This is a genomic window from Synechococcus sp. R5-13, assembly GCF_047462015.1.
Lineage (GTDB): Bacteria > Cyanobacteriota > Cyanobacteriia > Thermostichales > Thermostichaceae > Thermostichus.
On sequence record NZ_JANSIL010000143.1, the window covers coordinates 1 to 14,871 of the forward strand.

Annotated in this window: 13 protein-coding genes and 1 pseudogene; 7 read left to right on the forward strand and 7 right to left on the reverse strand. The window is 61.0% G+C overall.

The window, feature by feature from the left end; translation table 11 throughout:
• Nucleotides 1-77 precede the first annotated feature (77 nt).
• Nucleotides 78-830, reverse strand: coding sequence for a DUF561 domain-containing protein (locus NW840_RS10795; RefSeq protein WP_011433343.1), 753 nt, complete (start codon nucleotides 828-830; stop codon nucleotides 78-80).
• A 194-nt stretch (nucleotides 831-1,024) separates the two neighbouring features.
• Between NW840_RS10795 and speB the strand changes: the two genes are divergently transcribed.
• The 5 genes from speB to proC all read left to right on the forward strand — a co-directional run bounded on the left by speB (nucleotide 1,025) and on the right by proC (nucleotide 5,619).
• The gene (gene speB / locus NW840_RS10800; protein WP_414344213.1) at nucleotides 1,025-1,948 is read left to right on the forward strand and encodes an agmatinase; all 924 of its coding nucleotides are present in this window, start codon (nucleotides 1,025-1,027) and stop codon (nucleotides 1,946-1,948) included.
• Between the two features lie 72 nt (nucleotides 1,949-2,020).
• The gene (locus NW840_RS10805) at nucleotides 2,021-2,869 is read left to right on the forward strand and encodes a prohibitin family protein (protein WP_011433345.1); all 849 of its coding nucleotides are present in this window, start codon (nucleotides 2,021-2,023) and stop codon (nucleotides 2,867-2,869) included.
• A 103-nt stretch (nucleotides 2,870-2,972) separates the two neighbouring features.
• Nucleotides 2,973-3,656 carry a YggS family pyridoxal phosphate-dependent enzyme gene (locus NW840_RS10810; protein WP_414344214.1) on the forward strand — a complete coding sequence of 228 codons (684 nt, stop codon included), beginning with the start codon at nucleotides 2,973-2,975 and terminating at the stop codon, nucleotides 3,654-3,656.
• A 578-nt stretch (nucleotides 3,657-4,234) separates the two neighbouring features.
• Nucleotides 4,235-4,810 (forward strand): cell division protein SepF, encoded by a 576-nt coding sequence (locus NW840_RS10815; RefSeq protein WP_414344227.1) that lies wholly within the window; start codon nucleotides 4,235-4,237, stop codon nucleotides 4,808-4,810.
• A 5-nt stretch (nucleotides 4,811-4,815) separates the two neighbouring features.
• Nucleotides 4,816-5,619, forward strand: a complete 804-nt coding sequence (gene proC / locus NW840_RS10820) for a pyrroline-5-carboxylate reductase (RefSeq protein WP_011433348.1) — start codon at nucleotides 4,816-4,818, stop codon at nucleotides 5,617-5,619.
• Here the strand turns inward: proC and NW840_RS10825 are convergent.
• Both NW840_RS10825 and ruvX read right to left on the reverse strand, forming a co-directional pair.
• A complete protein-coding gene (locus NW840_RS10825) occupies nucleotides 5,616-6,833 on the reverse strand; it encodes an NAD(P)/FAD-dependent oxidoreductase (protein ID WP_414344215.1) in 1,218 nt (405 codons plus the stop codon). The genes proC and NW840_RS10825 overlap by 4 nt on opposite strands.
• Before the next feature lie 140 nt (nucleotides 6,834-6,973).
• Nucleotides 6,974-7,486 carry a Holliday junction resolvase RuvX gene (gene ruvX, locus NW840_RS10830; RefSeq protein WP_414344216.1) on the reverse strand — a complete coding sequence of 171 codons (513 nt, stop codon included), beginning with the start codon at nucleotides 7,484-7,486 and terminating at the stop codon, nucleotides 6,974-6,976.
• Nucleotides 7,487-7,580: 94 nt separating this feature from the next.
• Between ruvX and ahcY the strand changes: the two genes are divergently transcribed.
• Nucleotides 7,581-8,861: an adenosylhomocysteinase gene (gene ahcY / locus NW840_RS10835; RefSeq protein WP_414344218.1), complete on the forward strand. Its 1,281-nt coding sequence runs from the start codon at nucleotides 7,581-7,583 to the stop codon at nucleotides 8,859-8,861.
• Nucleotides 8,862-8,953: 92 nt separating this feature from the next.
• Here ahcY and NW840_RS10840 read toward each other — a convergent pair whose 3' ends face one another.
• Nucleotides 8,954-10,156 carry an argininosuccinate synthase gene (locus NW840_RS10840; RefSeq protein ID WP_414344220.1) on the reverse strand — a complete coding sequence of 401 codons (1,203 nt, stop codon included), beginning with the start codon at nucleotides 10,154-10,156 and terminating at the stop codon, nucleotides 8,954-8,956.
• Nucleotides 10,157-10,301: 145 nt separating this feature from the next.
• On the opposite strand from NW840_RS10840, the gene NW840_RS10845 reads away from it, so the two are divergent.
• Nucleotides 10,302-12,230 (forward strand): FAD-dependent oxidoreductase, encoded by a 1,929-nt coding sequence (locus NW840_RS10845; protein ID WP_414344222.1) that lies wholly within the window; start codon nucleotides 10,302-10,304, stop codon nucleotides 12,228-12,230.
• A 73-nt stretch (nucleotides 12,231-12,303) separates the two neighbouring features.
• On the opposite strand, the gene secF is transcribed toward NW840_RS10845, so the two are convergent.
• The 3 genes and pseudogenes from secF to NW840_RS10860 form a co-directional block, all read right to left on the reverse strand.
• Complete coding sequence (secF, locus tag NW840_RS10850; RefSeq protein ID WP_414344225.1) at nucleotides 12,304-13,305, reverse strand: protein translocase subunit SecF; 1,002 nt, start codon at nucleotides 13,303-13,305, stop codon at nucleotides 12,304-12,306.
• Nucleotides 13,302-14,648, reverse strand: a complete 1,347-nt coding sequence (secD, locus tag NW840_RS10855) for a protein translocase subunit SecD (RefSeq protein WP_414331113.1) — start codon at nucleotides 14,646-14,648, stop codon at nucleotides 13,302-13,304. Before secD ends, secF begins: the two co-directional genes overlap by 4 nt.
• 78 nt (nucleotides 14,649-14,726) lie before the next feature.
• Nucleotides 14,727-14,871: pseudogene (locus NW840_RS10860) on the reverse strand (RNA-guided endonuclease TnpB family protein); the annotation flags it as partial.

Here is a 14,871-nt window from a genome sequence, read left to right on the forward strand (position 1 = left end):
GGCTTGCCAACTGCAGGGCTACCGAAAGCCCGCCCCGTACTGCGAAGCAGTCAGGGCCGGGTAGTTTACACATCGACCTAGACAAGGGCAGGGATCCGAGATCCTCCCAAGGCCTCCACCAATGCCCGCACTTGAGCCACCATGGCCACTTCATCCTGGAGCCGGCTGACAGCTTTGCCCACCCCTACACCTGAAGCGCCGGCAGCAATGGCCAAGCGCACTGTTACCGTCGAGAGGCCGGAAGCGCAGATAACCGGTACCGAGACGACACGGCTAATTTCATAGGCGGCGGCCAGGGTGGGGGCAGCCTTCTCGATCAGGCCCAGGGATCCCCCGTGAACCGGCTCGGCACTGGTGCTGCCCTCGGTTTGGATGAGATCGGCTCCCAGATCCTCCAGTTTCTCGGCCAATTCTGCCTGTTGATTCAGAGGCAGAGTGTGGGGAACGGTTACCGACAAGAGCGTGCGGGGCAGAAGAGAGCGGGTTCGGCGGGTAAGGTCTAGGACTTCCGCTGCGGAGAAGATGCGGCCTGAAGGGTAGAAGCTGTCGTAATTGCCGATCTCGGCCATGTCTGCTCCTGCCTGTACGGCTGCGGCCAACTGCTGCGGCTCCACCGCCGACACACAGATGGGCAGATCGATCTGGGCGCGTACCCGCTGCACCAATTCGGGGCTGGCAGCGATATCCACCCAAGTGGCCCCTCCCTGTTGGGCGGCGCGGGTGATGCTCAGAACCGACTGCAGGTCGAAGTTTTGTAGACCGCTGATGATCTTGAGGGCCCGACGTTGGGCCAGAGCGTCGAAAAGAGCAGCGTGAGAGGCAGTGGTCATAGGCTCGTCAGCTTGTGGAAAGGCAGTCTAAGAGGAGTGAAAACAAATGGCTGCTAAAACTGGGCTTGGGGAAGCCTTTGCTCAGTCTAGAGGGTTTGCCTCAATCCCACAAGGGATCCCTCTTTACCCCATCATCCCAGTCCTTTTGGCTCACCACAATTCTTCAATAGATTCAATAGAATAGGGATCCCTTCTTGCAAGCCATCATGTATCGCTCTCCCTTCCCCTTCCTGGGCCTGCCTGAGCCGGATCCGGAGATGGCCCAAGCAATTCTCCTGCCCGTCCCCTACGAGGCCACCACCTCCTATGGCAAAGGCACCGCCAAAGGCCCTCAGGCGCTGTTGCAGGCTTCTGCCTATGTGGAGATCTACGACGAGGTACGGGATCGCCAGCCAGCTCTTCACCCCGACTTCTCGGAAGAGATCTCCCGCTACTGGACAGCCCCCCCGGTGGAGTTGGAAGGTCTGGGATCTTCCGCCCAGGAGCTGGCTATGGCCGAAATCCAGCGTCGCGCTGCCGAGTGGGTGAGACCGGGGCGGTTCCTGCTTTCCATTGGTGGGGAGCACTCCATCAGCGGGCCCCTGATTGCTGCCCACCTGGCCCATTATCCGGAGCTGCACGTCCTGCAAATCGATGCCCACTGCGACCTGAGAGATAGCTACGAGGGATCCCGCTATTCCCATGCTTCTGCCATGGCCCGCGTGGTGGAGCAAGTGGGCAGCCGCCTCACCCAAGTGGGGATCCGCTCCATCTGCGCCGAAGACCGCCAGGCCATTCGCGAGCGCCGTCTGCACACCTTTTTTGCCCACAGCCTGCACGCCAAGCCAGCCCAGGAGTGGATCCCAGAGGTGATCGCCACCTTGGGCCCCCAGGTTTACCTGACGGTGGATGTGGATGGGCTGGATCCCGCTGTGGTGCCGGCCACCGGTACCCCCGAACCCGGCGGCTTGGGCTGGTGGGAGACGGTGGAGCTGATTCGGGCACTAGGACAGCAACGGCAAATTGTCGGCGCCGATGTGGTCGAGCTGTCGGTCACGGGAGAACGGGAAACCGATCGCCGCAGCGCCTTCACGGTCGCCAAACTGGCCTATCAGATCTTGGCTGCGGCCTTGGGTTAAGCTCAAGAAGAGCTTGGCCGGCCATCCCCGGGGCACCTGTTCGAGTTCTTTAGGTTTTTGGGTAACACACCTGTGAAATCGGCCCACCCCCGTCGTCCTGCTTTTGAACTTCCCGCTTTGTCCTGGATTCCCTTGGTGGGTGGGGCATTGCTGCTGATCCTCTTGGCCACCTTGCTGCAGTGCTTGGTGGTGGTGCCTGCCGGCACACGGGCCGTGGTGTTCAACTCCCTGACGGGGCTGAAGCCGCAGCCGCTGGGAGAAGGGCTGCACCTCCTGCTGCCGCTGGTGGAAACGCCTATCTTCTACGACGTGCGCACCCAAACCTACACCATGGCCTCCCAACGCTCCGAAAACCAGGGGGATGATGCGTTGAAAGTGCTCAGCGCCGACGGCCAGCAGATCTCCCTCGATGTCTCGGTGCGCTTTCGCTTGGATCCCGACCAAGTGGCCCACCTGCACCAGACCATTGGCCCTTCCTACGTGGACAAAGTGATTCGCCCAGAGGTGCGGACGGTGGTGCGCAATGAACTGGCTTTGCACCGCGCCATCGCCGTTTTCTCGGAAGAACGCGAGCAGATCCAGGAAAATGTGGAGCGGCAGCTCTCCAGCATTTTTGCTGAGAATGACCTGATCTTGCAAAACGTGCTGCTGCGCAATGTCCGCTTCTCCGACCAATTCCAAACGGCCATCGAGCAAAAGCAAATTGCCGAGCAAGAGAAAGAGCGGGAACGCTTCCTCGTGGAAAAAGCAGAGCTGGAAAAACAACGATTGGTGATCCTGGCAGAAGGAGAAGCCCAAGCCATTCGCCTCCAGGGGGAAGCCCTGAAGCAAAACCCAGAAGTGGTGCAGTTGGACTACGCGCGCAAACTGGCGCCCGGCACCCGCGTGATCATCTCCCGACCGGATCCCTGGCAGCGGTAGCGGACAGCCCGTTGGCTCTGGGTTCTGCAAAAATCTATCCCAGAGCATTGTTGCCAATTGGAACGAGAATGGGGATAGCGATCCCCGGCCTGCTGACCTGACGATGCCCCTTGACGAGCAGCTCATCCACAGCCGCATTCAGGCCATCCGAGCCCAGATCCCAGACCATGTGGAGATCATGGCAGTGAGCAAAGGCTACAGTGCCGACCACATCCGCGCCGCCTATCGGGCCGGGATCCGCCACTTTGGGGAGAGTCGAGTGCAAGAGGCCGCCGTCAAACAAGGGCAACTGCAAGATCTGACCGATATCGTCTGGCACTTGATCGGGCATCTGCAGACCAACAAAGTCAAACCGGCCCTCAAGCAATTTGCCTGGATTGACAGCGTCGATAGCTTGCGCCTGGCCAAGCTGATCAACCAAAAGGCTTGGGAGCTGCACCTCACCCCCAAGCTTTGCCTGCAGGTTAAATTGGCTCCGGATCCCAATAAGTTCGGCTGGCTCATCCCCGATCTGTTGCAGAGCCTCCCCGAACTGAACCAACTGCTGCAGGTGCAAATTGTGGGCCTGATGACCATTTTGCCTTTGGGCTTGAGCTCAGAGGCGGCCCTAGACCTGTTTCGCAAGCTGGCCGAACTGGCCGATTACATCCAGCGCAGCGGCTATGAACATCTGCAGGTGCACACCCTCTCCATGGGCATGTCCGACGATTACCCCCTGGCGGTGGCAGCAGGCTCTAACTTGATCCGACTGGGGCGTGCTTTGTTTGCCGACGCCGAGCGGAAATAGATGTGGCCTCTGTGAAGCTGTTAAATTGTGATTAAATTTTGTGTAAAGCCGCGAACTCCGGAGTCGCCCTGCGGGGTACCTTCGGGGCGAGAGTTTGGCTTGGCTCGATCAAAAGCGGGGGGATCCCGCCCAGGATTTGCCCTATTGGGGAAATTTTGGGGAAATTTGTAATCATTTGCGTTACTTCCGTTAACGTGGGCTCAATCCAGACGGGGAGCAGAGTTCGCTCCTGCCCAGCAACGGCTTGGCAAGTGAGATGACATCTTCACTTCTTCTGGGTAAACTCTACTCGTCGAATCAATGGGGTTTTGTTAACCTACGTTAGCCCCCACCTGCTTCGGCAGCTTCCTGAGCAAACCCTGTCTCAGCCTATTGAAAGACTTTGACCGAGAATGAAAGGACGCCCCCTAGCTTGAGTGAGCCACTCAGGATCCAATCAAGAGACTGAATCCTGCGCTCGCCGTAAACCCATGACCTGTAGTGAGGATGTGCATATGAATGTCAATGGAATCTGGAGCAGGGTAAGAGATTTTGTGGGTCTGAATGATCCCGTGGACGGCCTGGAGGAGTACTCTGAAATGGAAGGGCAGGATGATTACCAACTGCTCTACGAGGGACGCCGTTCCCAACCGACTGCTCCCCCCGAAGAGGAGGAAGTGAGTACCCTTCCGCGAGGGCGGCGGCAACGGGGAGTGGAAGCGGGGGAGGGCTCTGCCGGTCGAGAAGAGTCGCGGGGCCATCGGCGCAGTCAACATCGGGATCGCTCAGCAGGGGGCAGTATGGGGAGCAACGTGATTGGATTACCGGGCGTAAACCCACCCACCAGTGAAGTGGTGGTGATGGAGCCGCGCAGCTTCGATGAGATGGCTCAGGTTATCCAGTACCTACGGGAGCGCAAGACGGTGATCATGAACTTGACCCTAATGGATCCCGCTGAGGCGCAGCGCTCTGTGGATTTCGTTGCCGGCGGCACCTACGCCATCGATGGCCACCAAGAGCGCATTGGCGAAAACATTTTTTTGTTCACCCCCAGCACGGTGATGGTTTCCACCCCCAGTAGCCAAGTGGTGCAGCCGCTGCAGCGCCCTTTGCAAAGCCCTACCCCCCTCTGGCCCAGCACCTATGAGCATCTGCAGGCAGTAGGTCAGCACTAGTTGCTATGGAGCGGCCACTGCTAAGTGTTATCGGGGGTGGAGCCATGGGATCCGCCCTGCTGCGGCGTTGGGTAGCTGTGGGAGTTTATCCCGCAGCGCAGGTGGCCTTGCGGGAGCCTGATCTGGATAAGGCTGTGGCCCTGCAGCAGGAGCTGGGTATCCGATTGTTGGCGGATCCATCCCAGGCGGGAGAGTCTGAGATTCTGTTTCTGGCCGTTAAACCGCAGCTCTTCCCGACAGTGGTGGCTGAGATGGGCCGGCTGTCCGCCACAGAGCTGGTGATCTCGATTATGGCCGGGATCCCCTTGCAGCAGTTGCAGCAGGCTTTTCCCAAACAAAAGGTGGTGCGCACGATGCCCAACACGCCGGCGCTGGTGGGGGCGGGCATAACGGCCATCAGCTACGGGCCAGGGGTGACGCCTATGCAGGTGGAGCAGGTGGAGAAGCTGTTTCGCGCGGTGGGCGAGGTGGTGACGGTGGCCGAAAGCCAGATGGATGCGGTGACGGCACTTTCGGGTTCCGGGCCGGGGTATCTGGCGGTGATTCTGGAAGGGCTGATCGACGGAGGGGTACAGGTGGGGCTGCCGCGTCCCATTGCTACCCAGTTGGCCCTGCAGACCTTGGCGGGTACTGCTGCCCTCTTGCAGCAAGAAAATCTGCACCCTGCCGTTCTCAAAGACCGGGTCACCAGTCCAGGGGGGACGACCATTGCCGGGATCCAAGCCTTGGAGCAGGCGGGGGTGCGGGGAGCCCTGATGCAGGCAGTGCGAGCGGCCTACGAGCGCTCTTGCCAGTTACAGGGATCCTAGCGGGCCAGCAGCCCTTGCCAGAGGGGACGGGTGATCCAATTCCATCCCACCTTGAGCTGGTGTTCCAGTGTGGGCAGGCGCACCAGATAGGCAGTTCGCCGCGCCAAATAGCCCAGGGGGCCGGTCAGGGTGAGTCCGCCAAGGGCAGAAAGCACCGCCGTATCCACCCCCAGGCTGAGCATTTCCCCCAAGGAAAAGTAGCGAAAGGGCAAGAGAGGCCGCTCGCGGGTGAGCAAAGCCCACAGGTTCCAGGCGCAATAACCGGCCTGTTGAAAAGCCGCTTGGGCTGTGGCCGGCACCGGCTTGCCCTCCGCATCCACCACCGCTGCTGCATCTCCCAAGGCAAAGATCTCTGGGAAGGTGGGGGTTTGTAGGGTGGACAAAACCTGTAGCCGTCCCCGCTCCGTTTTGGGCAGATCCAAATTGGCAATCACCGCTGCCGGTCGGGTTCCGACAGTCCACAGCACAGCATCCACAAGATCTGTGGCGATCTCCTGGGTCTCCAGCCGTTGCAGCTGCAGATGGAAGGGAGGGGCGCCGTTCTCGCCAAGGGCCTCGATGCCCAAGACCTTGGTTTGCAACTCCACCTGCACCCGCCGTTGGGCCAGCGCCTCTTGGGCCGCCTCCCGGCTGGAGGGAGCAAAGCCGGACAAGATTTGGGATCCCAACTCGATGAGGCGGATCCGTCCCCGCCAGCCCAGCCGATCTGCCAATTTGCAGGCCAGTTCCACGCCACTGGCCCCTGCTCCTGCGATAGCCAGAGCCACAGGCTGAGCCGGATCCCGGTCTTCCAACGCCTTCAGGTGGGCGCGCAGCCGCTGAGCATCTGCCAGGGTGCGAAAGGGAAAAGCAAACTCCGCCGCTCCCGGAACGCTCTCTAGAGGGGTTTCTCCCCCCAGCGCCAGCACCAGCGCGTCGTACTCCAAGCTTTGCCCATCTTCCAGCTCCACGCGGCGGGCTTGAGGGTCGATAGCCCGGACGGATCCCCGGCGAAACTGCACCGATTCTGGGGGCAGCAGATCTTGGAAACGGGGGGCCACCTCCCAGTCTTCCATTTCTCCGGTGAGCAGCTCGTAAAGCAGGGGGGCAAAGACGAACCGCTCCTGCCGATCGACCAAGGTGATCTGGGGTGGTTCTGGCCAGGGTTGCCGGCTCAGTTCCAAAGCTGTGTACAACCCGCCAAAGCCGCCCCCAAGAATGCAAATGCGATTCATGCTCGGATGGTTCACGTGACGTTATCAGACGTTATCAAAGTTGCGCGAAAGGCCCCGACTTAACAATCACACCCTGCTGATGCAGAAGGGGCAACGAGGGATGGCCCACCTTGGGCTTGAATTGATTTAAACTTTCCCGGCTAGACTTCTCCAGCGTAGTCTTTGTTGCCCCAGCTTTGCCAGCCCGGCATTTCCGACGGGGAAGCCCGTCGCTCGTCCAGCCAAGTTTGGAGAATTACCGCCGCCGACTGCTGATCGATTAAGCCCTTCTGGGCTTTGGCCGGGATCCCCGCCTCGCGCAGATCCCACTCCGCCTGCGCGGTGCTCAGGTATTCATTGACGGTAACAATGGGAAGATCCACGGCCACCTGCAAAGCGCGCACGAACCGCTGGACTTTGCGGGCCTGGGATCCCACCGACCCATCCGCCAGAAGGGGGATCCCCACCACCACCACGGTGGCCTGGCGGCGGCGGATCCACTCCTGCACTTGGGCAATATCCTCTGAGAGGGAACGGCGCTGGATCACCCCCAGGCCAGTAGCCAGCAGCCCCAGCCGGTCGGAGCCGGCCACGCCAATGCGGCGGTTGCCTACATCCAGCCCCAGCGCTGAAAGGGGATCCCTTGTGGCAAAATGGTTCAGGCTTGTGGACATCCTTGCTGATCTTTATGGCTGCCTGGCCCCCTTTGGGGCTTGCAGTTTCCGTTCCCCTATCCTCTCTCGATGACCCTGTTTGGAGCAACACTCGATGACCAGCGCTACCCTGTCTCTCCCGAAGCATGAAGTGAAAGATCTGAACCTCGCCCCCCTGGGCAAGCAACGGATCCAGTGGGCGGCGCGGGAGATGCCGGTGCTGGCCCAGATCCGGGAGCGCTTTGCTCAAGAAAAGCCCTTTGCCGGGCTGCGCTTGGTGGCCTGCTGCCACATTACGACCGAAACGGCCAACCTGGCCCTGGCTCTACAAGCAGGGGGGGCGGATAGCGTTCTCATTGCCAGCAATCCCCTTTCCACCCAAGACGATGTGGCCGCCAGCCTGGTGGCGGACCATGGCATTTCGGTGTTTGCCCTCAAAGGAGAAGATGTGGCCACCTACCGCCGCCATGTCCAGATTGCCCTAGATCACCGCCCCAACCTGATTATCGACGATGGCGGAGATGTGACGGCGGAGCTGGTGCAGCACCGTCAGGAGCAACTGTCGGAGCTCATCGGCACCACGGAAGAGACCACCACTGGCCTGGTGCGCCTTAGGGCCATGCTCAAGGCGGGGGTGCTCAGCTTCCCGGTGATGACCGTCAACGACGCCGAGACCAAACACCTGTTCGACAACCGCTACGGCACCGGCCAATCCACCCTGGACGGGATCCTGCGCTGTACCAACATCCTTCTGGCCGGGAAGACGGTGGTGGTGGCTGGCTACGGCTGGTGCGCCAAGGGAGTGGCCATGCGGGCCCGCGGCATGGGATCCCAGGTGATTGTCACGGAAGTCAACCCGGTGCGGGCTCTGGAGGCGGTGATGGACGGCTTCCGGGTGATGCCGATGGAAGAAGCCGCTGCTCTGGGGGACATCTTCATCACCGTCACCGGCAACAAGCACGTGATTCGCGGCGAGCACTTCGACCGCATGAAGGATGGGGCGATGGTCTGCAACGCCGGCCACTTTGACATTGAAATCGACCTGGTGGCGCTGCAGGAGCGGGCCGTCTCCCGACAGACGGTGCGCCCCTTTGTGGAAGAATACCGTCTGCAGTCGGGCAAGTCAGTGGTGGTGCTGGGGGAAGGCCGCCTGATTAACTTGGCTGCTGCCGAAGGGCACCCCGCCAGCGTCATGGACATGAGCTTTGCCAACCAGGCCCTGGCCTGCGAATACCTGGTGAAAAACCGGGGCCGGTTGACTCCGGGGCTGCACCCCATTCCCCCAGAAGTGGACGAGGCCATTGCCCGCCTCAAGCTCAAAGCCATGGGGATCCAAATCGACAGCCTCACTCCAGAGCAGATCGAGTACGGCAACACCTGGACTGCCGGGACTTAAGTGGGTTTTGGGAATTCAATCGGGAGCTGAGTCTGGGATCCCAAGCAGCAGGGCTAGCGTGCTCCCCCCAACCTCGAGCCAGGAGGGGATTCCTAGATTCTGTGAACCTGCGACCAAACGCGGGTGGGCAGACCCCAGACATAGATGAAGCCTTCTGCCGCTTTGTGGTCGAACTGGTCTCCTGCGCCGTAGGTGGCCAGCTCGGGGTTGTAGAGGGAATAAGGGGAGCGACGGCCCACACAGACCGCCTGGCCCTTGTGCAACCGCATCCGCACGACACCGGTGACGCTTTTCTGGGTGGCGCGGATAAAGGCGTCCAGAGCCTCCCGCAGCGGCGAGTACCAAAGGCCGTTGTAGATCAACTGGCTGTAGGTGGTCTCGATGCCGTACTTGTAATGGATGACATCGCGGGTGAGGGTGAGGCTTTCCAGCTCGCGGTGGGCTTGGATCAAGACCATTAGAGCAGGGCACTCGTAGATCTCCCGCGACTTGATCCCCACCAGGCGGTTTTCAATCATGTCGATGCGGCCCACCCCATGCAGGCCAGCTAAGGAGTTGAGCTGCTCGAAGAGGGCTTTGGGACTGAGGCGCTGCCCATCCACCCCGACAGGGATCCCTTGCTCGAACTCAATCTCCACGTAGGCGGGCTCGTCGGGTGTCTGGGAAATAGGCCGGGTGAGGGCATACACTTCCTCCGGCGGCTCCCGGTCGGCATCTTCTAGGATGCCGGCTTCAGCGCTGCGGCCCAAAATGTTGAGGTCGATGCTGTAGGGGCTGGACTTCTGCACGGGCATGGGGATCCCGTAGCGCTCCCCATAGGCAATGGTCTCCTCGCGGGTCATCCCCCACTCGCGGGCAGGGGCCAACACTTTGAGCTGGGGATTTAAAGCAGCAATAGCCAGATCAAAGCGCACCTGGTCGTTGCCTTTGCCGGTGCAGCCGTGGGCCACCGCATCGGCGCCCACCTCTTCCGCCACTTCCACCAGCAGCTTGGCAATCAGGGGTCGGGCCAGGGCCGTGGAAAGGGGGTAGCGCTGCTCGTAGAGGGCGTTGGCCTGGATGGCCGGGAAGGCATAGTCGGTAATGAGGGCCTGGACAGCCTCCCGCACCAGAGATTGCTCTGCCCCCGCCCTGAGGGCTTTGGCCTGAATGGCCTCCAGCTCCGCCCCCTGCCCCAAGTCGACTGCCAGGGCCACCACCGATTCCACCCCCCACTCGTGCTTGAGATAGGGAATGCAGACGGAAGTATCCACCCCGCCTGAATAGGCCAATACCACCTTCTTTGCCCGTCCCATGGGATCCCGCCGTTGCCGTTAAAAAGTTGCTAGCCCATTATGCCCTGTGGCAGGGATCCTGGCTGGCCTCAATGTCGGTTTCCTCAGCTATTCTCAAGGGGATTTCTCCTGCCGGGGAAGGGCTTGGGGTGTGAGTGAGGTGAGCATGGCTGGCAAAAAGACGGCTGCGGCGTGCCGGGGATCTGAGCCCAAGCGAACTGTGGGGCTGGGGATCCTGTCGCTGCTGAGCTTTGTGGCCGGGATGGGGTTTGCCGCCCTCTCCCAGCCAGAGGTGGGATCCCCTGTTGCCGTCTCCGAGCCGGAGGTGCCCCGTTTTACCGCCCACGGTTGGCCCTTGTTGGATCCCTTGCCGCAGCCGGACGAGATTTGGGAGTGCGAGCTGGTGGTGGTGGGCGGATCCCTGGGAGGGGTGGCAGCGGCAGGCCATGCCATGCGAGGGGGGGTGCAGACCTGTCTCATCGAGCTCACCCCTTGGCTGGGGGGTCAGATTACCTCCCAGGGGGTATCGGCCATTGATGAATCGCTGCCGATGCGGCAGCGGGGCAATTTTTCCCGCCACTGGCTGGAGTTCAAGGCCTTGATCGAAAGCCAGCCGGTGCATCTGCCGGCCTGGACAGGGATCCCGCCGGGAACCCGCGTATCCGAGATCAACAGTTGCTGGGTGGGAGGGCTGTGTTTTCCGCCTCAGGCGGGGCTGCAGGCGGTGGAAACCTGGCTGCAACAGGCAGCTCAAAATGCCCCCAACAGCCGCTGGGCTACCCAAACGGCTTTTAAGGGGGCCACCTTCAGCGCCGATGGATCCCGGATTGAAAGCATTTACGCTGTGCAGCGGCAGCCGCGGGATCCCAACTTTGTGCCGCCGGGACGGCTGTGGCGGGAGCTGGTGAGCTGGTACAGTTGGCAGGAAACGGAGGTGTTCGCCAAGCGAGTGCTGCGTCTACAAGCGCCGCCGGGCCGCCCATTCTTCGTGATCGATGCCACCGATACCGGAGAGCTGGTGGGCTGGGCCGGGATCCCCTATCGGCTGGGTTCGGAAGGGCACGATGTGACCGGCGAGCCCAATGCCGCCCCCGCCAGCAACCCGGAGTGCACTCAAGCCTTTACCTTTCCCTTCGTGCTGGCCATCCACGACGATGGCGGTCGCTCCCGAGCAGAGCTGGCCCAACTGCAACCAGGCTATTCCCGCGCCGAACACCGCCGCGAGTTCGACATGGAAGGTTTCCCCACCTTCAGCGGCCAGAGCTTTTTCAATTACCGCCGCATCGTCAGCAAGGGTCGCCGGGATCCCTTCTACAGCACGCCTGTTCCAGGCGACCTGACGCTGGTGAACTGGAACCGCGGCAACGACTGGGGGATCATGAACCCGCCCCTGATCCTGACGGAAGAGCGGCTGGTGGCCTCGGGGCAGCGCCACAACTGGCTGGGGGGCCTGGATGTCTCGGCCATCAAAGATGGAGAAAACCACGCCCTGCTGTTTGCCGAGTGGCTGATGGAAACCCAATCCCGCAGCGGCTATCCCCTGTCCTTGGTGTTTGCCGAAGAGTCCTTGCTGGGCACCCGCTCCGGCCTTAGCCTCTACCCCTACATCCGCGAAGGTCGGCGCATCCTGGGGCGAGCTGCCTACGGCCAAGCAGAGTTCCTGATGTTGGAGCAGGATATTCGCGTCGGCACCGCCGGGGGGCGGGACTTCAGACCTACCGTGGTGGGGGTTACCCACTACGCCATCGATATCCACGGCTGTCGCTACCGCAACTGGGAGCCCTCTCTTTCGGCCAGCTCCGCGCCAGTCAACGAGTTTTCCGTCCGTCCCATTCTCATTCCCTTGGAAGCCCTGATCCCGCAGAAGGTGGATAACCTGCTCATCGGCGGCAAAGGGATCGCCGTCAGCCACATTGTCAACGCCGCCACCCGCGTGCATTACGGTGAATGGACCATCGGCTCGGCAGCAGGGCTGACCGTGGCTTGGCTGCACAGCCAGGATCCCAGCTTGATCCCAGCTCAGATCGTGCCGCAAGGCAAAATGGCCGATTTACAGCGCTACCTGATCTCCCATGGGCAAAGACTGCAATGGTGAACCCAGAGGACACCGTCTTAGCGCGAACGACAGATCCCCACCCAATCGACCCAATTTTTCCGATATCGGGGCCCTAGCCCTCAGAGGGAAGTGAATCGGGATCCCTGCCTGCGCGGGCATCTTCGCTACTTTTGCCATAGCGCTGCTGCCGCCACCACACCAACAGGGGGCTGGCGATAAAAATGCTGGAATACACCCCCAAAGTAAAGCCAATGAGCAGGGCAATGGCAAACCCCTTCAAGGTAGCTCCCCCGAAAATGGCGATGGCAACTAGGGGCAGCATCGTCGTCAGGGTGGTGTTCAGGGAGCGGGCAAAGGTCTGGTTCAGAGATAGGTTTACCACCTCGGCCAGGCTGACCTTGCGGCTCACCAGACGCAGATTCTCGCGGATGCGGTCGTAGATGACCACGGTGTCGTTGACGGAAAAGCCGATGATGGTCAGCAGCGCCACCACAAACAGGCTGTCCGCCTCCATACCCACCGTCAGGCCCAAAAGGGCAAATAGCCCTATCGTCAACACTACATCGTGCAGCAGCGCCACAATGGCAAACACCGCGTAATCCCACTGGAAGCGCAGGGCCAGGTACAGCACGATGAGCCCGAAAGAGATGAGCACCGCCACGATGCCGGAACGCAGGAGCAGACGACCCACCGTCGGGCCCACTGTCTCCACCAGGTTGCGCTCGAAGGGAGCAATCTCCTGCCGCAGGGTGGCTTCCACGGCCAGCCGCTCTTGCTCAGTCAAGGGGGGCATGCGGATCAGGGCTTCCTGGCCCGTTTGGGTGTCCAGCTGGATGATGCTGGTGCCCAGGTTGTGTTCCTGCAGCGCCCGTCGCAGCTCCTCGGTGGTGACAGGCCGCTCAAAGCTCAGATCCAGCAAGGTGCCGCCGGAAAAATCCAACCCCAGCCGCAGGGGAGTTCCCAGAGAAGCCAGGGAAAAGGCCATGCTGACCAGCCCCACCAGCAGCACCGCCAAGGACAAGCTGAACCACAGCTTGCTCCGTCCAACAATGTCGAAGCGATAGTCGAGCAACCGAGAGGCGGGATCTACGGGGGATAGCTCTTGAGCCGTCATGATTGGGCCGCCTCCATCCGAACGCCGTAAAACTCAGGTTTGCGCAAGCTGGGGATCCCCATTGCCGCCAAGAGCAGGCTACGGGTGCAGGTGATGGCCGTAAAGAAGCTCACCAGAATGCCAATGCCCAGGGTTACCGCAAACCCTTTCACCAGTCCCATCCCCAGCCAGAAGAGCACGCCACAGACCAAAAGGGTGGTCACATTGCTGTCCAGGATGCTGCTGAAGGCGCGGTTAAACCCTTCCGAAATGGACTTGTAGATGGATTTGCCGGCCCGCAACTCTTCTTTAATGCGCTCGAAGATCAACACGTTGGCATCCACCGCCATGCCGATGCTGAGGATAAAGCCCGCGATCCCCGGCAGAGTCATGGTTACCCCCAGCAGTTGGAAGAGAGCAAAGGTACAGAGGGCGTAGATAAGCAGAGCAATGTCCGCAATCAGCCCTGGCAGGCGATAGTAGGCCACCATAAAGAGGAAAACCAGCACCAGGCCCCCGATCCCGGCATAGAGGCTGCGGCGCACGCTCACTTCCCCCAAAGTGGCCCCGACAGTGCGATTTTCAATCACCTGAATGGGAACCGGCAGCGCTCCTGCCCTGAGCTTGACCGCCAAGTCAGTGGCGGTTTCCACCGTAAAGTTGCCTGTGATCACCGCCGTCCCGCCGGTAATGCCGGTGCGGGCAAACTCCGGCCCCACGATCGGGGCACTGATCAACACGTCGTCCAGAAAAATGCCCAATGGACGTTCTGTTCCGGCCAGATCTCGGGTGAGCTGAGTAAATTTTTCTGCCCCCTCCGGCTTGAACTCCAGCAGCACCTCCCAACTCTGGGATCCGCGGCGAGGGGCTTGGGGATAGGCATTGCGCAGCAGATCCCCGGTGAGGCCGACTCGCTCAAACAGAGTATCCGGATCCTCCCCCGCGGTTATCTCTCCCCGCTCGTTGCGGGGCAGCGCGCCGACGGGAACCAAGCCCTTGCGAAACTCCAGTTGGGCTGTATCTCCAAGGAGAGCAATGGCCCGATCCGGATCCGCCACCCCCGGCAACTGCACGAACAGGCGGTCTTGGCCGCTGATCTGCACCAGAGGCTCAGCCACCCCCAGCCCGTTGATCCGCTGCTGGATGACGGCCTCTACCCCCTGCATCACTTCGGGGGTGATTTCAGGCACCTCCTCGGTGGGCACAGCTTGTAGCGTGAGCTGGGTTCCTCCCTTGAGGTCAAGGCCAAGGCGAACCTCCCGGCTGAAGCCCAAGTAAACGAGGGCAACCACCACGGCCAAGATGAAGATCAGCCCTCGCAAAAAGGAGAGCCGACTGAGCCACGAAGCTGAGGATCTAGCCATACTGCTGAGAAGGTGAGGAACACGGTCGCACTCGATCTGAGGCTCTTAGGATTTTGGCACTTTGTAAACTACCCGACCCTACACCGCCTTAGCAGTGTAGCGCGGGCTTTCAGTAGCCCTGAGCCTGTTATGCTCTACCAGAGAACAAAACAAGCCCGAACCTCTAGGCTGGTTTACGACAGCCCCCAAAAGCGCAATCACATTCGCACCATTCAAATCCGCA